At 49.6% G+C, this 18,269-nt stretch carries 13 protein-coding genes; all 13 read left to right on the top strand.

Annotated elements, in window-relative coordinates; translation table 11 throughout:
* The first annotated feature begins 210 nt into the window (after positions 1-210).
* Positions 211-2,955 (top strand): DNA translocase FtsK, encoded by a 2,745-nt coding sequence (locus HF569_RS01955; protein WP_168901128.1) that lies wholly within the window; start codon positions 211-213, stop codon positions 2,953-2,955.
* Between the two features lie 138 nt (positions 2,956-3,093).
* Positions 3,094-4,425: a UDP-N-acetylmuramate--L-alanine ligase gene (murC, locus tag HF569_RS01960; protein WP_168849487.1), complete on the top strand. Its 1,332-nt coding sequence runs from the start codon at positions 3,094-3,096 to the stop codon at positions 4,423-4,425.
* Positions 4,426-5,251: 826 nt separating this feature from the next.
* Positions 5,252-5,914, top strand: a complete 663-nt coding sequence (locus tag HF569_RS01965; protein ID WP_168901129.1) for a Crp/Fnr family transcriptional regulator — start codon at positions 5,252-5,254, stop codon at positions 5,912-5,914.
* Between the two features lie 2 nt (positions 5,915-5,916).
* The gene (locus HF569_RS01970; RefSeq protein WP_168901130.1) at positions 5,917-6,642 is read left to right on the top strand and encodes a nucleoside phosphorylase; all 726 of its coding nucleotides are present in this window, start codon (positions 5,917-5,919) and stop codon (positions 6,640-6,642) included.
* Between the two features lie 39 nt (positions 6,643-6,681).
* The gene (gene pnuC, locus HF569_RS01975; protein WP_168901131.1) at positions 6,682-7,407 is read left to right on the top strand and encodes a nicotinamide riboside transporter PnuC; all 726 of its coding nucleotides are present in this window, start codon (positions 6,682-6,684) and stop codon (positions 7,405-7,407) included.
* 197 nt (positions 7,408-7,604) lie between these two features.
* A complete protein-coding gene (locus tag HF569_RS01980; protein WP_168901132.1) occupies positions 7,605-8,309 on the top strand; it encodes a Bax inhibitor-1/YccA family protein in 705 nt (234 codons plus the stop codon).
* 386 nt (positions 8,310-8,695) lie between these two features.
* Positions 8,696-11,359, top strand: a complete 2,664-nt coding sequence (gene polA / locus HF569_RS01985; protein ID WP_168901133.1) for a DNA polymerase I — start codon at positions 8,696-8,698, stop codon at positions 11,357-11,359.
* Between the two features lie 20 nt (positions 11,360-11,379).
* Positions 11,380-12,240 carry a bifunctional DNA-formamidopyrimidine glycosylase/DNA-(apurinic or apyrimidinic site) lyase gene (gene mutM, locus HF569_RS01990; RefSeq protein WP_168901134.1) on the top strand — a complete coding sequence of 287 codons (861 nt, stop codon included), beginning with the start codon at positions 11,380-11,382 and terminating at the stop codon, positions 12,238-12,240.
* On the top strand, positions 12,233-12,868 hold the full coding sequence (gene coaE, locus HF569_RS01995) for a dephospho-CoA kinase (protein ID WP_168901135.1): 636 nt from the start codon (positions 12,233-12,235) through the stop codon (positions 12,866-12,868). The genes mutM and coaE overlap by 8 nt, the downstream gene beginning before the upstream one ends.
* A 139-nt stretch (positions 12,869-13,007) precedes the next feature.
* Positions 13,008-13,508 (top strand): transcriptional regulator NrdR, encoded by a 501-nt coding sequence (gene nrdR, locus HF569_RS02000; protein WP_168849479.1) that lies wholly within the window; start codon positions 13,008-13,010, stop codon positions 13,506-13,508.
* 3 nt (positions 13,509-13,511) lie between these two features.
* A complete protein-coding gene (locus tag HF569_RS02005; RefSeq protein ID WP_168901136.1) occupies positions 13,512-14,870 on the top strand; it encodes a replication initiation and membrane attachment family protein in 1,359 nt (452 codons plus the stop codon).
* Positions 14,871-14,873: 3 nt separating this feature from the next.
* Positions 14,874-15,800 carry a primosomal protein DnaI gene (gene dnaI, locus HF569_RS02010; RefSeq protein ID WP_168901137.1) on the top strand — a complete coding sequence of 309 codons (927 nt, stop codon included), beginning with the start codon at positions 14,874-14,876 and terminating at the stop codon, positions 15,798-15,800.
* Between the two features lie 385 nt (positions 15,801-16,185).
* Positions 16,186-18,126, top strand: coding sequence for a threonine--tRNA ligase (thrS, locus tag HF569_RS02015; RefSeq protein ID WP_168901138.1), 1,941 nt, complete (start codon positions 16,186-16,188; stop codon positions 18,124-18,126).
* Positions 18,127-18,269: the final 143 nt, after the last annotated feature.

Consider the following 18,269-nt stretch of genomic DNA (forward strand, 5'->3'; position numbering starts at 1 on the left):
GGATCAATCCGGTATCGACAGCGGAGACGTTAAATTTAATGCATGCCGGCCGGAAGATGTTGCCAAATTCAAGTAAATCATAAAACTAGTCATTGAATGCTAGATTAAAAATAGGGAATGAGTTAACCAGTCGCTAATCTTAAGCGGCGTCTCCTCCCGTAGTGTTGAAATTCGGCAGGTGCCGTGTGCACCCGTCAAGGAGGAAGAAACATGGAGCACTATGATGGACCAGCTTTTTTCCGGAAGTTTGCGGTAAAGCCGAGCCCCGAACAATTAGAAGATACGACAGCTGAACGGGCGCAACGCTCTGTCAATCAGCGCCAGGAACGCAATGATCGTTTACGGCAACGTGAGGAACGAGAGACACAACGACAGGCGGCTACCCAGCAAGCACACCAGGCCGCGGCTACGCATGCAACGCCAGAGAGTTCTGCGGCGGCGACTGCCGAGAGTAGTGCCAGCGCGGAGAACTACCGGCCATTTCAAGTGACCCCGATCCCTAAGCAATTGCATTGGTCACATCCGACTGCAAAATCACGGCGTCGTTATCGGCGTCTCATTGCCGGCTTACAGAAAGACGAGAGTAGTTTTTTTCTGTTTGGTTCGGCTGATGAAGCGGCGGACTCTGCGGCAACGATCACCAATCATTCGGTAGACGATCAAACTCACACGGCGACTACGGCAGTGAGTGCAACATCAGCAGCCGATTCAGCGGCTGTTCACGCAGACACAGTGGCAAATCAAGCAGCTGTGAAGAGTTCTGTTGCGGCGACATCGAGTGTGGCGGACTCAGCAACCGTGACTATGCCACAATCAGCGGCGGTCAAAGCAGCGGCGCCAACGGAAGTCTTTTACCCAACGTCAGCACAGTCAACGGCCACAGAGCCAGCTGATTCAGTGGCTTCGGCTACGAGTATGAGCAGTTCAGCGGCTGATTATTTGCCAGTCGGTATGGATCGCACGACTACGGCCAGTGAAGCGAGCCGGTCGGCGGAGACAACGCCGACGAGTGCAGCTACATCTGCAGTGTCGGCACGAGAAGCAACGTCAGCGGCGGTGCAGGTCAGTTCGGCGGCCGCTGTTCGCTCGACTGGTCATCTGGTGGTCAGCTCTGCCGCTGGCGTACCAGCTAGTGTGGCGTCAGCTAAACATCATCCGGCAGTGACTGCGACCGCTGCGGCTAAGCAAGTGTCCACGTCCGTCGCTGACTTGGGCGCAACCAGTTCTGCGGCGGCCACAACGTCGAGTGCAGACTCCACGCCGGTCTCGTCAGCAGCTATCGACCAGCGGCCTACCGAAGTGAATCAGCTGTTGGAGCGGGCGCAAGCGGACGAGCCCAAAGCAGCCAAGACGCCAGCTAAGCCTAAAGCCAAACCGAGTCGGGGGCTAGGCCACTCGCTCGGAGATATCATGCAAGAAGAGGGGAATGATCAACGGAACCTCGCGTTATTTGATCGGCCCACTACTGATACGGCACAAGCCAACGATACCGATGAGACAAGCACGCGTGGCTATCATTTTCCAAGCGTTGATCTGTTACCTAAGCCCGTCGTCCCTGACGAAGAGGCGCTGGATGAATGGATTGAGCATCAAGCAGAGGTCTTGGACGCGACGCTGAGTGCCTTTCACGTCGACGCTCACGTGACGGATTGGACTGTGGGGCCAACGGTTACCCAATTTCAGATCAGCCTCGCCTTAGGTGTCAAGGTGAATAAGATCACCAACTTAAATGATGATCTGAAGCTAGCCTTGGCAGCCAAGGACATTCGAATCGAAGCACCAATTCCGGGCAAGACCACGGTCGGGATTGAAATTCCTAATGTCAAATCACGGCCGGTCATGTTGTCTGAAATTCTCAATTCGGCGGCTTTCAAGAATAGTGAATCACCGTTGACGGTCGCACTGGGGGTTGATTTGTTCGGCAAGCCACAAGTGACCGACTTGCGAAAGATGCCGCACGGATTGATTGCCGGGGCAACGGGTTCCGGGAAGAGTGTGTTCATCAATTCTCTGTTGCTGTCGATTCTGTATAAGGCGACGCCAGCACAAGTGAAACTGTTATTGATCGATCCTAAGGCAGTGGAAATGGCGCCGTATGATGCGCTGCCTCACCTATTGTCACCAGTGATTTCCGACCCCAAGGCCGCTGCGGCTGCCTTGAAGTGGGTTGTCACTGAAATGGATCAACGCTATGAAAAGCTGGCTGCGGCGGGTGTTCGGAACATTGAACAATTCAATGACCGGGCGGATGCCAACGATGAGCCTTCGCTCAAAATGCCATATATCGTTATTATTATTGACGAGTTAGCTGACCTGATGATGATGGCTGCTAGTGAGGTTCAAGACTACATCGTCCGGATTACGCAAAAAGCTCGGGCAGCCGGGATTCACCTGTTAGTTGCGACGCAGCGGCCAAGCGTGGACATTGTGACGGGGACGATTAAGAACAACATTCCAACGCGGATTGCCTTCATGGTTTCTAGTCAGATTGACTCACGGACCATCCTGGATACTGCCGGAGCTGAAAGCCTGTTAGGTCGCGGTGATATGCTGTATCTCGGTAATGGTGCGAGCCAGCCGATGCGGTTACAGGGGGCCTTTGTGGAATCTGAGGTCGACGCGATTACTGATTTTGTCCGCACGCAAGGTAAACCGCATTACGCCTTTGAACCCAAGGGATTACTCCAACGGGAAACGGCTGAAGAGAATCAGGATGAACTGTTACCCAAAGTTTTAGAATATATTGCCCAAGAAAAGACCGTATCAACGTCTAAGTTACAACGGGTCTTCTCAATCGGCTACAATCGTGCCGCTAATCTGATTGATGATTTGGAACAAAGTCATTACGTATCACCACAGCATGGATCGAAGCCGCGTGAGGTCTACCTCACGCCGGATGATCTGGGTAAGGACCTCCCCGAACCGCACGACAAGGATGCACCATTTTCATCATAAGGTGAATAGTCGTCACGACTCTTTAATTGGTCTACGCCTTTTAAGGGGTGGGGGGATATGCTAGAATGGAAAAAGAGTCACTCGCACGGTTGGTGAAGTCCCGTGGCCTGACCGCAAAGAGTAGAAAAGAGGATCATAATGGATAACGCAACGGTTTATCATTTTGTCGGAATTAAAGGATCAGGGATGAGCGCCCTTGCCCTGATTTTACATGATAAGGGCTTCAAGGTTCAGGGGTCAGATATCACTCAGTACACGTTTACCCAACGTGGCTTGGAAAAGGCGGGCATTAAGGTCATGGGCTTTGATGACGCTAATATTCATGAAGGACTCACCGTCATTGCCGGGAACTCTTTCACGGATGATCATCCAGAAATCAAGAAGGCTCGCGCCATGGGCTTGCCCGTTTACCGTTACCATGAATTCTTAGGCCACTTGATCGAAGGCTACACTAGTATTGGTGTTGCTGGTGCACACGGTAAGACCAGTACCACTGGTTTGCTGTCACATGTGCTCAGCGGGGTGGCACCGACTTCTTACCTGATTGGTGATGGTACGGGGAAGGGTACGCCGAATGCTCGTTTCTTTGTCTATGAAGCTGATGAATACCGGCGGCACTTCCTGGCAACTAAGCCAGACTACGCAATTATGACCAATATTGACTTCGATCACCCCGATTACTACACCGGGATTGATGATGTTTACAGTGCCTTTGAGACTTGGGCTAACCAAGTGAAGAAGGGGATCTTTGCCTGGGGTGACGATCCAGAATTACGGAAATTGAAGACGGATGTGCCCGTCTACTACTATGGGACGAACGATCGTGATGATTTCCAAGCTAAGAATATTAAGCGTTCAACTACTGGGTCAACCTTTGACGTTTATCATGAAGGTAAGAACTTGGGGAACTTTGAAATTCACTTGTTTGGTGAACACAACGTTCTCAACAGTTTGGCAGTCATTGCCGTTTCTTACTTTGAAAAGGTCAACATGGACGAAATTAAGCGAGAATTGGCTGATTTCAAAGGGGTTAAGCGTCGTTTCACGGAACGTAAGCTGGCCGACATGACGATCATTGATGACTACGCGCACCATCCATCCGAAATCAAGGCAACGTTGGATGCTGCTCGGCAGAAGTATCCGGACAAAGAGATCATTGCGGTCTTCCAGCCCCATACCTTCAGCCGGACGATTGCACTGATGGATGACTTTGCCAAGAGTTTAAACTTGGCTGACAAGGTCTTCTTGACCAACATCTTCAGTTCAGCACGGGAGACGGAAGGTGCCGTTTCCAGCAAGGACTTGGCTGCAAAGATTGCCAAGGGTGGCGAGATCTTGACGGTGGACAATATGTCACCACTGTTGGATTTCCACGATGCTGTGGTGGTCTTCATGGGTGCCGGCGACGTACAGAAGTACGAACGGGCTTACGAAGAACTACTGAGCCACTTATCTTTGAAGAATAACTAAATTTGATTGATTTGAGGCGCTCGCTGGCAACTGCTGGTGGGCGCTTTTTTACGTGGTAAATCGGTAAGGCTAAACTGGCCGCACTCCGGCTGCCAGGGATTCCGCCTGCTGTGGGGACGCTTCAGCCTGGAAGGACCACCAGTCTTCTCGCTCGATTTGAAGCTACGAAACCCACGTATCTTCAAAGTCGCCCGTGCTGTAAAGCTGGCTAAAAATCGCCAGCTAACACCACTTTCACGGCTGGCTCCATCCCTGACCGCCTCCGGCTTTGACTGGGATTTACCACGACAACAGTTGGGGGAACAGGTTACTTGATGATTTTAATTCAATCGATAACGACTATGACTGTTATCATCTCAGTTGCCTAAGAGTGCTGTATCAGCCGTGAGGTCGGCAGATATGGGCTCAGGCGCGTCGTTCTACTTAGTCGGTGAGTGAACTTCTCGCTGGCTTAGTAGAAAACCAAGCTTGTAGACTCGGCACCTTCGAGGCTTCAAGTTGTGTTCGCACCGTTCCAGCCCATATCTGCTGACCGGCAAGGCGAAGGAACCGCTACGTTGCCTAGTTTCAACGTCACAGTTATTGTTAGGACGGTATAGTCAGGGAACAATCTGCCGTAAAGGGTGCTGACAGCGGTTATCCGATGGACTAGAATGATAAAGGTGAATACGGTTACATAGGATGGGCAGTTTGTCGAGGACATCTGTCCTGAAAATGGCCAAAATTGGGCTAATTTTCATGTGAAAGCGGATACATTTAGAGCATCACGTCATTGGGATTTGAGACGTGGTTTGCTAATCTTATCTTGTAAGGAGTTGCTTGGGTCATGAGAAACGATATCTTTGCTTTAGTGGACCAAACACCGCAGTTGCAACAATTGTTACGAACTTGTCCGTTACATATCATCAATGAATTTGAAGTTGAACAATTTGACGTGGGCGATTTCCAGTTTTTACAAGGAAATAAATACGACAATACTTATATCGTGGCAGCCGGTAAGGTAAAAATTTATCTCATGTCGGCTGGTGGCAAGGCGGTAGCGTTAGATATTTATGAACAAGGGGCATTTGTTGGTGAGCAGGAAGCCTTGCTAGACAAGCCTTACAGCGCTTCGGTGGTTAATTTGACACCGGTAACGGTGTTGAAAATATCAAATGATTTGTTTAAAGTCTGGCTCAAAGAAGATCAACACTTTTCGCAAGAATTGATTTACAATTTATCTATGCAGATTTTTACCTTGACGAATCGAACGGAACGTTATAGTTTACATTCGGCGTTGGATCAAGCAATTTCATATCTCATTTGGGCAACACAGCGTAACCAGGTGATGACGCGGGCGAATCTCCTCGATGAGATTGATACGTCTAGTCGGAACCTCAATCGCATTCTGAAACAACTTCGGGATTTAGGTGTGATTACGATTCGTAAATCCCAGATTGTTGTGACGGACTTACCACAATTGATCACCATTCTAAGAAATGAGGGATAGAAATGACAGAACCAGAACCACATACACAATTATTGCCGACAATTAATACGGATAGTGCCATCATCATGGGTGATCCTGCGCGGGTTGACCGCAGTCGTCAGTTTTTGGAAGACGTTGAAGACTGGGCATTCAATCGAGAGTATAAGTCCATCCTAGGAACGTATCAGGGCAAACGCATTCTGATCATGTCTACCGGGATTGGTGCACCATCTACTGGCATTGCAGTCGAAGAACTCAACAATGTGGGCGTGAAAAAGGTGATTCGGGTTGGTTCGGCTGGCGCAATGCAGTCTGGCATCGACCTGGGAAAGTTAATTATCGGTGAAGGGGTTGTCAGAGATGATGGCTTGACCAGTAAGTATGTGCCGGCTATTTATCCAGCAGTGCCGGCTTTCAGGTTGTTAGCGCTAGCCCACTATTACGCCCCCGAGGCTTACTACGGGATTATTCGGTCGCATGATGGGTTTTACATGGATGATAATGCGAAGAATGAAGCCTTTTGGTCAGCTAAGGGGATCTTGGGAGCGGACATGGAGTCCGGCGCGATGATGGTTATCGGTCGTCAGCGCGGGCTGGAGACACTCTCGATCCTGAATAACGTGGTGCTCTATGAGGGAGATTTGGCTGCGGGGGTCAGCGACCTTACAAATGGTGACGATCTCATGGCGCAGGGTGAAACCGCGTCAATCAAGCTAGCACTGAACATTCTGAGCGATCAGTCTTTGTAAATCAGCAAGCACAGTGATTATTGAAAAGGGGAATTCGATATGGACAATGCAAAACAACACAATTGGTGGTATAACCAGTTATTTACGAACTGGAAAAAATTTGAGGTCATCTACGTTTCAATCTTAATTTTGCTCCAACTGGTCGTTTACATGATCGTGCCGGATAGCTTCATTGGGATGATTTCTGGTGTTGGTGGGGTTCTGTGTCTGGTATATGGGATGAAGGGCCGGAAGATTTCGTTTATCTTTGGCTTGGTTCAATGCTTAGCCATGACATATGTTGCCTGGATTAGCCACGCCTATGGGTCTTTTGCTATGGATATTATTTATGTTATTTCACAACCCATTGGCTGGTACATGTGGGGACACGACGAGGCCACTCATTCCTTTAAGAAAAATACGCGGCGGTGGATCTTCATTGGGGCGTTCGTCGCTTGGGCGATCGGCTGGATTGTGCTCGCCGCTTTAAACGGTCAACTGCCATACTTTGACTCCGTGAACTTTGTGGTCAGCATCATTGCCCAACTCCTGTACATTTTGAAGTACAAGGAAAATTGGTCACTGTGGATCGTGGTAAATATTGCCAACGTTTTGTACTGGAGTATCTTGACGGTTCAGATTCTAATTGGTGCGACAAGCATTGGGACACTAGGGGCGAACCTTTCCCAAGTGGCCTTACAAGCAGCACTCTTATTCAACTCAATTTATGCGACCAAAGTTTGGGCCAGTGGCGAGGCCGATAATGAAGGTGGCGCCGGTAAATAATTGGCCGCAATATAAATTTAACAATTAAGAACAGCAAGGGGAGTGGCGCGGACCATTCCCCTTTTTGTTCGGCTTGTCCGCGACGGATTACTTGTATTTGGTGATGGATTTGATAGAATATACTCTAATAAACCAGAAGCAATGCCGCAATCGTGCGGTGTTCGGCTGGAAAAGTTTTGATAAAAAGGAGCGTTTCAATGAACAACTATGAACAGCAACCCCGTCAAACAATTAATACCGAGGTCGGCCTTAACGGTTTTATGACTAAGATGTTCGGTTGGATGGGCTTGTCTGTGCTGGTATCTGCTGTGACGGCTTTTGTTATGGCAACCCAGTTCAGAGGTGCCTTACAGAACCTCAGCGGCGGTATGATTATCTTGCCAATTGTTGTGTGGTTCATCTTACCATTCGTGATTAGCGGACAATCTATGAAACGTCCAACTGCGGCCTTGGTTGGCCTAATGGTCTACGCGGTCGTCACTGGGGCCGTCTTCTCAATCTATACGTTGGTTTACAGCAATGCTTCAATTGCGGCAGCTTTCGTGTCTAGTGCCGCGGTCTTCCTGACCATGGCAACGATTGGGGCCACGACTAAGCGTGATCTGACCAAGATTGGTACGCAGGCTACAGCCGCATTGATTGGGTTAATCGTGGCAATGTTGATTAATATCTTCTTGCAGAGTTCGCTGATTGCCATGATCTTCTCCTTCATCGCCGTGATTATCTTTGCCGCTTTAACGGCTTGGGATACCCAACGGATGAAGAAGATGTATCTCCAATACGGTGATCAAGTTTCAGAAACGGGTCTAGCAATTAACGGTGCCTTACAACTGTACTTGGACTTCGTTAACTTGTTCTTACAACTCTTACAAATCTTTGGCCTGTTTGGTGGTCGCGATTAATCACTGAATGGTCGACAGATAAGCGAGATGCCGGGATAACTGGTATCTCGCTTTTTGCATGCTGCAATTGAACGATTTTTGATGATTAACGGGTCGGTCGGATCCACATTGATCAGGGCTTGTTTTTCTGATCGAAAGGACATTGGCAAGTGATTAGATTACTGATATAGCAGCTTAATGTGTCATACAATTGATTTGTCGAGGACTCGGTGGTCAAGTGTGATAGGAAATACGATCCGTGGGCATGACTGCCGGTGGATTTTCAAGATTAGGCGCTAACTTCTTAGTTAAAACGGTTTTTCATTTCGGATTTTAAGTTATCTTTGGTAAAATATAAGCAGATTACGCGAGTGGCAGAGGTTTGGCCCACTCGGGAGGAGCGAATTATGGCGGACAAACGATTATTATTGATCGACGGCAACAGTGTGACCTTCAAGGCTTTTTACGCATTGTATACATCCTTGGGGCGTTTCACTAATAGCGAGGGTTTACACACCAACGCCATTTATGGGTTCAACACGATGTTGGAAACGATGCTGAAAAATGTGGACCCCACGCATGCCTTAGTTGCGTTCGATGCGGGTAAAGTGACCTTTCGGACGAAAATGTATGATGACTACAAGGGTGGCCGGGCTAAAACGGCCCCAGAACTTTCTGAACAATTTCCTTACGTTAAAGAACTGCTAGCGGCACGGGGCATTCAAACGTATGAATTGCCTAACTATGAAGCCGATGACATTATCGGAACCTTGGCTAAGCAAGCGGAAGCCGACGGGTTTACGACTACCATTGTGACGGGAGACCGAGATCTCACGCAGCTGGCCAACGACCACACGACCGTTGCCATCTCTAAGAAGGGGGTCAGCGAGATTGAACGCTACACCCCAGCCTACGTGAAAGAGAAGATGGGCGTTACCCCTGAGCAGATCATTGATATCAAGGGACTTCGAGGAGATAACTCCGATAATTATCCGGGCGTAACCGGCGTCGGACCTAAGCGAGCAGTCGATTTGGTGGGAAAATACGGCTCCGTTGAAGGCATCTATGACCATATCGACGAGATCACCGCTAAAAAACTCAAAGAGCATTTGGTCGCGGACCATGATCAAGCGCTACTAGCTAAAAAATTAGCCACGATTAATCGCGATGCACCAGTTGAAAAACAGGTAGCGGACTTAGTCTACGAGGGACCAAATCGTGACGAGCTGATCGCCTTCTATCAACGCATGAATTTCCGGACGTTCCTCAGCAAAATGGATTTTGAAGGGGAAACGCCAACAGCTACCCCGGGGCTTAAAGACATTGATTACACAGTGTTGACGGCGGACAACATCGCCGCCTTGCCAGATTTTAGCGCCGATGGGTGTGAATTCTATCTGGAAATGCCGGATGAAAACTATCACACGTCATCCTTTGCCGGTTTTGCGATTGGGGATGACGACCAGTGGTGGGTGAGCCGAGACGTCAGCCTTCTCCAACAATCCCCCTTAAAAGAGATTCTAACGGCCGCTGATACACCTAAACAGGTTTTCGACGCTAAACGGACGTACGTGGGCTTAAATCGCTTAGGCATTACGCTAGCCGGTGTTGATTGTGACCTACTCCTCTGTTCATACCTGCTCAACACGTATGATAACAGTAATGATTTGGGCCGCGTGGCGATGGAACACGGTTACGAACAAGTGGCGACTGATGAAGACGTCTACGGTAAGGGAGCTAAGCGAGCTATTCCGGATGACGATGAGGTCTTCTTCAAACATTTGGCGCGTAAGACGCGAGCCATTGAACAGCTGCGGCCTAAATTGTTTGAAGGCCTCGATGCTAACGAACAGACTAAGCTTTACAGAGAAATCGAATTACCGATGAGCTTCGTACTGGCCCGTATGGAAATTGCGGGCATCACGGTTGACGCTGAAGAACTTGAAGCGATGGGCAGTAAATTCACCGAACAACTTGCTGAGATTGAACAAACAATTTACCAAGAAGCTGGCGAAGAATTTAACATTGGCTCGCCTAAGCAATTAGGACACATCCTCTTTGAAAAGATGGGCTTACCCGTTATCAAGAAGACGAAGACTGGCTACTCAACGGCAGTCGGAGTCTTAGAGAAGCTGGCAGCTGATGCCCCAATCGCAGAGAACATTCTGCGGTATCGTAAGATTGCTAAGATCCAATCAACTTACGTGGAAGGCTTACTCAAGGTGATTCATCCCGAAGACCAGAAAGTCCACACGCGGTATTTGCAGACGCTAACGCAGACGGGCCGCTTGTCTTCGGTCGATCCGAACTTGCAGAACATTCCGGTTAGAACGGAAGAGGGCCGCTCCATCCGTAAGGCCTTCATTCCGCGGCATAAGGGGTGGCAGATCTTCTCATCCGACTATTCGCAAATTGAATTGCGGGTGTTGGCCCACATGAGCCACGATGCCAATATGCAAGAAGCCTTCAAAGAGGGGCAAGATATTCACGCGGCCACGGCTCGTCGGATCTTTAAGATGGCGCCCGATGCCGAAGTGACACCGAACATTCGGCGCCAAGCCAAGGCGGTTAACTTTGGGATCGTTTATGGGATTAGTGACTTTGGCCTATCGCAAAATATTGGTATTTCTCGGAAGCAGGCCAAAAACTTTATTGACACGTACTTCGAAGAATACCCTGGCGTTAAGGCGTATACGGAACGCATGGTTCAACAGGCGCACGAGCTGGGTTACGTTGAAACCATTGCGCACCGGCGGCGGTATCTACCGGATATTAATTCCCGGAATTTCAATCAACGGTCCTTTGCCGAACGGACGGCAATGAACACGCCAATTCAGGGGAGTGCCGCCGACATTATCAAGATCGCCATGATCCGGATGGAAGACGCTATTAAGGACTTGCAAGCCACAATGTTATTGCAGGTCCATGATGAATTGATCTTTGAAGCACCAGCTGAGGAGATTGCAACGTTGGAAAAGTTGGTTCCTAGTGTGATGGATTCAGCCGTAGACCTCGAGATTCCGCTGAAGGTGGAAAGTCACTACGGGTCAACTTGGTACAGCGCTAAGTAGCACCAAAAGGAGAGAAAGCCATGCCAGAATTACCAGAAGTTGAAACGGTTCGTCGCGGGCTCACGCAGCTTGTCGCTGGGGCCACGATTGACCATGTGGACGTTTACTACCCTAAGATGGTCCGGCCAGATGCTGAAATTTTTACGGCGGATTTAATTGATCGCAAAATTGAAAAGATTGATCGGCGGGGGAAGTATCTGCTCTTTCGTTTCAGCGGGGACCTGACCTTGATTTCCCATCTGCGAATGGAGGGGAAATATGATGTGCAACCTGAGGGGAGTCCAATTCCGAAGCATACGCACGTCATCTTTCATCTGAAGGATCAGCGGGAACTACGGTATAACGATACGCGTAAATTTGGACGAATGCGGTTAGTCAAGACGGGAACCGAGACGACCGAACTGAAGTCGCTGGCGCAGATGGGGCCGGAACCAACGGAAAGTGCGTTGACGCTGGCTTACATGCAACGTGTCTTCGGAAAGTCGCATAAGATCGTCAAACCATTTTTACTGGATCAGTCCAAGATTGCGGGTCTAGGAAACATTTACGTGGATGAGGTGCTGTGGTTATCGAAGATTAATCCGCTAACGCCAGCCGATACGTTGACCAAGGCACAATTAGCCGTATTACGGCAGAATATTATCGCGGAGATCGCGCAGGCAATTCAGGGCCACGGGACGACGGTGCACACTTTCTCAACGGCCTTTGGTGAGACCGGTGATTTTCAAAATGAGCTGCATGTGTATGGCCATGAGGGCGAGCCTTGTGAACGATGTGGCACTGAAATCGTTAAGATTAAGGTCGCACAGCGGGGGACTCATTTTTGCCCCCACTGTCAGCCGTATCCCCCTGAAATTCAGGAGGGGTTAGCCGATGACTGAGGTTTGGGGACTGACTGGTGGCATTGCCACGGGTAAATCGACGGTTAGTGCGTGGCTCAAACAGGCAGGATTAAAGATCATTGACGCGGACGTTATTGCCCGTCAGGTGGTGGCCCCGGGAACCCCCGGGCTACGCAAGGTTCTGGTAGCCTTTGGGCCGAACTATCAGCTGGCTGATGGCCAGCTGAATCGACGAAAATTAGGCCAGTTGGTCTTCAGCGCGCCCGCGGCCTTACGCCGACTAGAAGCAATCACGACGCCGTTGATTCAGACGGCCATTCAGCAGCAGTTAGCAGCCTACCGGCAACAGCAGGTACCCGCGGTGGTTATTGATGCGCCGACATTTTATGAAGTGGGTTACCTGATTCGGCTGGTCGATCACGTGATGGTGGTTGCAACGTCGCCGACGATTCAGCAGCAACGGTTGATGGTGCGCGACGGCTTGTCGGCTTCCGCGGCACAGGCGAGAATGGCTCAGCAATGGCCTATCACCAAGAAGGTGGCCCTGGCAGACGTTGTGATTGATAATGCGGGAACGATTGCCGAAACCCGCCAACAAGTGGTAAAATGGCTTGACACCACTAATTTGGGCTCATCTGCAGCGATTTTAACTGAGGGACTGGATTAAGCGGTGTGTTGGCCGATGGCTAGGTGATGGTCTGACAAGCAGCAGAACACCTGCCGGTTGCTGGCAGTAGTCAGCGGCCAATCAACTACCAGTGATACGAGAGTTAACGTGTAACCAATGAAAAAATGAGGTGACCAAAATGCAGTGTCCGCACTGTCATCATAATGGATCGCGGGTCGTCGATAGTCGACCGACCGACGATGGGCGCGTCATCCGTCGGCGCCGTGAGTGCGAGAGCTGTGGCTTTCGGTTCACGACGTTTGAACGGGTTGAAGTGACACCGCTGTTGGTAATTAAAAAGAACGGCACCCGTGAGGAATTTAATCGCGAAAAAATCCTGCGGGGAATCATTCGCTCAGCCGAAAAACGGCCGGTGGGGATGGACGTCATGACAAAAATTGTCGATGACGTGGAAAATAAGATTCGCGCGCTAGGCGTAAATGAAATTTCGAGTCAGTTGATCGGTGAATATGTGATGAACCGGTTGGTTGATGTTGATGAGATTGCGTATATCCGGTTTGCCAGTGTTTATCGGCAGTTCAAGGATACCGGCGTCTTCTTCAACGAACTGAAAGATATGATGGATAAAGATAAGGCGAAGGCGAAAGACCGGAACCATCGGCAAAGTGAGGCGAAATAGGGCATGGAGGATTCCTGGCACCAATTGCAGCCAAAGACGGGCTTTTTGGTTCGGTTGGCGGATCGGTTGACTGATCAGAGTTGGCAAACCCTAACGCAACTCTATCAACCGATCATTGGACCGAGTGCCACGGGGCTATTTTCGGCCCTTTTTTGGCTACCACAGCGTGAGACGTATAAGCGTCACGCTATTTTACTAGCGGAGCTGGGGTTAGACTTAGCCCACCTGTATGCCGCCCGGCTGCGGTTAGAGGCCGTTGGCTTGTTAACGACGCGAGTGAAAACGGAAGGTGACTTGTCGAGCTTTATTTACGAGTTGCACGCGCCGTTGACGCCCCAGAACTTTTTCAAAGATGATCTGCTCAGTGTTCAGCTGTTGGGGGTCGTCGGGGAAGAACTTTATCAGGCGTTAGTGACCGCGAACACGCCACATTTGGCTGCCGGTGATCATGAGCAGAATATTACCAAGAACTTTTTGGATGTTTTTCACGTAGACGGTGATGAGCTGCGGGAGATTCCTTCGGTGATTACGGCGCAACGTGACCAGCTTGCTCAGACCAGTAGTGCGCCTAATTTGGCGGCAGATAAAATGCAATTTGATTTTAAATTGCTGGGTGAGTTGTTGGAGCGTTCTTTCGTGGATACCCGCGCGGTCAGCAAGTATCGCCAATTGCTGTTGACGGAGCACGCCACGTATGGCCTGGATGAGCCCACAATGGCACGGTATATCGGTGAAGCGACGGATCTGGCAACCAACATTTTTAATCCGGATCAGTTCAAACGGATCGTTGCCCAGGCATTTGGCAACCAACACCGAGGCACGGCGGTTGCGGCGACCACTGAGCCAGCCCCAACTGCAACCACGAAGGGCGCGTCGAGTGCTGAACAAGCGCTGATTAAAGTGGCGACCACCACCGCGCCCGTGGCGTTTCTACAGGGGATTAAGCAGAATACTGGCGGCTTTGTTACGGATGGCGAACAACGCATTGTGCGTGATCTCGTGAGCCGGCAGCTATTCCCAGAAGCAGTGTTGAACTTGATGATTTATCACGTGCTCGTGGATGAAGATAAGCCCACGCTGAATAAAAATTTGCTAGACACGATCGCCAATGACTGGAGCAAGGCTAAGGTCAACACGCCACAGCTGGCTATTCAGAAGATTCGTGATCGACAGCAAGCGGCAACTAAGCCACGGCGATCGCGCCGGCAGCAGCCCACGGTCAAGGAAACCTTACCGGATTGGGCGAAGAAGCCGAGTGGTTCGGCGCAGCCCGCTAAGGCTAAACTTTCAGCAGAACAGCAAAAGCAATTACAACAACGGATTGCGCGGTTAGAGGAACGCAGTAAGGGAAAGGAGGACTAGCGGATGGAAGATTTAAGTAAGACGATGCAGCAATTGATGAGCCAACAGCACTTGAACGATAACTATCGGCAATTGATGGCCAAGGTCTATGATGATCCGACAGTCACCAAATTTTATCAGGACCATCAATCGGAGTTAGCGGATGATGTGCTGACACGATCGGCTGCCAAATTGTATGAGTTTGTCTCGGAACGGGACAAGGCTGCCAAGGGCGGTACGACGTTTGCGACGGGTTATGAACCGCAATTAATCGTGTCGAATCACCTGATTGATGTGGCTTACGTGCCAACGGCAGATACCCTGGAAAAACAGGCTCAGCAACAATTACGTCAACGCGTGAAGTCGATCGCTATGCCTAAGAGTATTCGTGAAGCCTCACTGGCTAACTTTGATCAAGACGAGGATCGGGCTGAAGCATTGATGGCGGCGCTTGATTTCATTGACGCTTACGAGGCCAACCCTAAGCGGCGCCACCAAGCCCTATATCTTGCGGGTAGCTTTGGGGTCGGGAAAACCTATTTGTTGGCGGCCGTAGCCAATCAATTGGCTACAGATGGCTTCTCCACCACGTTGGTTCACTTCCCAAGCTTCGCGGTCGAGATGAAGAATGCCATCGCCCAAAACGGGGTTGCGGAAAAACTGGATGCGCTTAAGAAATCGCCAGTGCTCATGATCGATGATATTGGCGCAGATGCTATGTCTGCGTGGGTGCGCGACGATGTGTTGGGGGTCATTCTGGAATACCGCATGCAAGAAGAACTGCCAACATTCTTTAGCTCGAACTTTTCTATGGCCCAGCTGGAGAAAGAACATCTACGAATTTCGACGCGTGGGGATGATGAACCTCTGAAGGCACAACGTCTCATGCAACGGATTCGGTTCTTAGCCAGAGAAATCACGATGGTGGGCGCAAATCGCCGACCACAGTAATGGCGAGCCTTGAATTCAGATTGAAACGTGGATGGTCATAAGATTATTTTTAGTCGCCACTGCTTGACAATATTTGGTCGCAAGTGTTTAATAGTCAATGAAACCACATGAGCTATGACGAAAGACATGATGCTCGCGGCGACGTTCACAGGAAGAGTCAGCCTAGCTTGGAAGCTGACTTAGCGCCCGCGAGAATTACCACTTTCCTAGCTGTCGAAAGGACAATTTTCGGCCGGTTCGTTCCGTTATCGACGATTAGAGTTCACGGGAGTAGTCTCGTGAAAAATATCGGGTGGAACCACGTTAATGACGTCCCCAGTGCCTTCTTTGGCACTGGGGATTTTTTCGTTGTTTGACCCCAAATCAATAAGGGAGATTGAAAATTATGGCAGGTATTTCACTTAAATTTCCAGATGGCAATGTTAAAGAGTTTGCTGCTGGTACGACGCCAGAAGACGTTGCCAAGTCGATTTCGATTAGTTTAGGTAAGAAGGCCGTTGCTGCTAAGCTCGACGGTGAATTGATTGACAACTTAACGCCAATCGCACACGATGGTAGCATTGAAATCGTGACTAAGAGCGACGAAGCTGGTTTGACGGTTCTGCGGAACACGACGGCCGCTTTGGTACGGATTGCCTTGAAGAAGGAATTCCCAGCAATTCGTTTGGGCGAAGTTAGTGCCGATGAGGATGGCTTCTACGTGGATACTGACAAGGATGACCAACAAGTTAGTGTGGACGAATTAGATGCTATTGCCGTAATCGTTGAAAAATTGATTGCTGATAAGGCTGACATTGAACGGCTGACTGTCAGCAAGGACGACGCTTTGGCTAAGGCTAAGGACGATCCTTACACGACGGCTTTGATCAAGGCGGTTGCTGGCGATCAAGTCAACTTCTTGAAGATTGCTGATCACGAAATCTTGAGTGACGGTGCACAATTAGCCAATACTGGTGACGTGAAGAAGTTCAAGTTACTCTCCGTAGCCGGCGCTTACTGGGAAGGTAAGTCTTCAAACCCAATGCTCCAACGGATTTACGGGACGGCCTTCTACAAGCAAGCTGACTTGGATGCTGACTTAGCTAAGCGTCAAGAAGCACGTGAACGTGACCACCGGGTTATTGGGAACCAACTAGACTTGTTCTTCGTTGATCCTAAGGTCGGTGCCGGGTTACCATACTGGATGCCAAATGGGGCTACGATTCGTCGGACGATCGAACGTTACATTATCGACAAAGAAGTCGCTAACGGTTACCAACACGTTTACACGCCAGTGCTGGCTAACTTGGATCTGTACAAGCAATCTGGTCACTGGGCTCACTACCGTGAAGACATGTTCCCACCAATGGACATGGGTGATGGCGAACAACTTGAATTGCGGCCAATGAACTGCCCAAGCCACATTCAAATTTACAACCACCACATTCGTTCTTACCGCGAACTGCCACTGCGGATCGCTGAATTAGGAATGATGCACCGTTACGAAAAGTCCGGTGCCCTGAGTGGTTTGCAACGGGTTCGTGAAATGACCTTGAACGATGGTCACACGTTCGTGGCGCCAGAACAAATTCAAGACGAATTTAAGAGCATTTTGGACTTGATGGTTAAGGTTTACAAAGACTTTGATATCAAGGATTACACGTTCCGTCTGAGCTACCGTGATCCTAAGAACACGGAAAAGTACTTTGACGACGATGAAATGTGGAACAACGCGCAAAAGATGTTGAAGGGTGCCATGGATGACCTGGGCTTGTCTTACGTCGAAGCTGAAGGGGAAGCTGCTTTCTACGGTCCTAAGCTGGATGTGCAAACTAAGACGGCTCTTGGAAATGAAGAAACACTTTCTACCATTCAATTGGACTTCATGTTGCCAGAACGCTTCGACTTACACTATGTCGGTGCCGATGGTGAAGAACACCGTCCAGTGATGATTCACCGTGGCTTGGTTTCAACGATGGAACGGTTCACTGCTTACCTGACTGAAATCTACAAGGGGGCTTTCCCAACTTGGTTGGCACCTAAGCAAGTGACGATCATCCCAGTTTCCGAAGAGAAGCATGGTGCCTACGCTGACAAGTTAGCTGCTGAATTAAAGGCTGCTGACGTTCGGGTTAACGTCGACAAGCGTGGTGAAAAGATGGGTTACCTGATTCGGGATGCCCAAACGCACAAGATTCCATACACGTTGGTTGTCGGTGAAGACGAAATGGCTAATGGGACTGTCTCTGTCCGGAAGTACGGAGAAGACGATAGTCAATCCATGAGTAGTGATGCCTTCGTCAAGGAAATCTTGGCTGATATCGCTTCTTACAGTCGTGAAGACTAACCTAAAAATTCTGGCTTTAAACCAGTGAATAGAAGGACGGGACTGCCATAAGGGTGGTCCCGTTTTTGTTTTGAGAGAGTTTAACTATGTCGGGTAGAGGCGTTAGCTAGCAGATTGGTTGGCTACTCAAACGCTTGTATACT

The sequence above is a fragment of the Levilactobacillus tujiorum genome (assembly GCF_012641185.1).
Classification (GTDB): domain Bacteria; phylum Bacillota; class Bacilli; order Lactobacillales; family Lactobacillaceae; genus Levilactobacillus; species Levilactobacillus tujiorum.

Bases quoted from the DNA above. Each gene is read 5' to 3' on its own strand.
- pnuC (WP_168901131.1), top strand. From the start codon at position 6,682: ATGGACAATGCAAAACAACACAATTGGTGGTATAACCAGTTATTTACG.
- polA (WP_168901133.1), top strand. From the start codon at position 8,696: ATGGCGGACAAACGATTATTATTGATCGACGGCAACAGTGTGACCTTC.
- HF569_RS01970 (WP_168901130.1), top strand. From the start codon at position 5,917: ATGACAGAACCAGAACCACATACACAATTATTGCCGACAATTAATACG.
- HF569_RS01965 (WP_168901129.1), top strand. From the start codon at position 5,252: ATGAGAAACGATATCTTTGCTTTAGTGGACCAAACACCGCAGTTGCAA.
- HF569_RS02005 (WP_168901136.1), top strand. From the start codon at position 13,512: ATGGAGGATTCCTGGCACCAATTGCAGCCAAAGACGGGCTTTTTGGTT.
- dnaI (WP_168901137.1), top strand. From the start codon at position 14,874: ATGGAAGATTTAAGTAAGACGATGCAGCAATTGATGAGCCAACAGCAC.
- coaE (WP_168901135.1), top strand. From the start codon at position 12,233: ATGACTGAGGTTTGGGGACTGACTGGTGGCATTGCCACGGGTAAATCG.
- thrS (WP_168901138.1), top strand. From the start codon at position 16,186: ATGGCAGGTATTTCACTTAAATTTCCAGATGGCAATGTTAAAGAGTTT.
- murC (WP_168849487.1), top strand. From the start codon at position 3,094: ATGGATAACGCAACGGTTTATCATTTTGTCGGAATTAAAGGATCAGGG.
- HF569_RS01980 (WP_168901132.1), top strand. From the start codon at position 7,605: ATGAACAACTATGAACAGCAACCCCGTCAAACAATTAATACCGAGGTC.
- HF569_RS01955 (WP_168901128.1), top strand. From the start codon at position 211: ATGGAGCACTATGATGGACCAGCTTTTTTCCGGAAGTTTGCGGTAAAG.
- mutM (WP_168901134.1), top strand. From the start codon at position 11,380: ATGCCAGAATTACCAGAAGTTGAAACGGTTCGTCGCGGGCTCACGCAG.
- nrdR (WP_168849479.1), top strand. From the start codon at position 13,008: ATGCAGTGTCCGCACTGTCATCATAATGGATCGCGGGTCGTCGATAGT.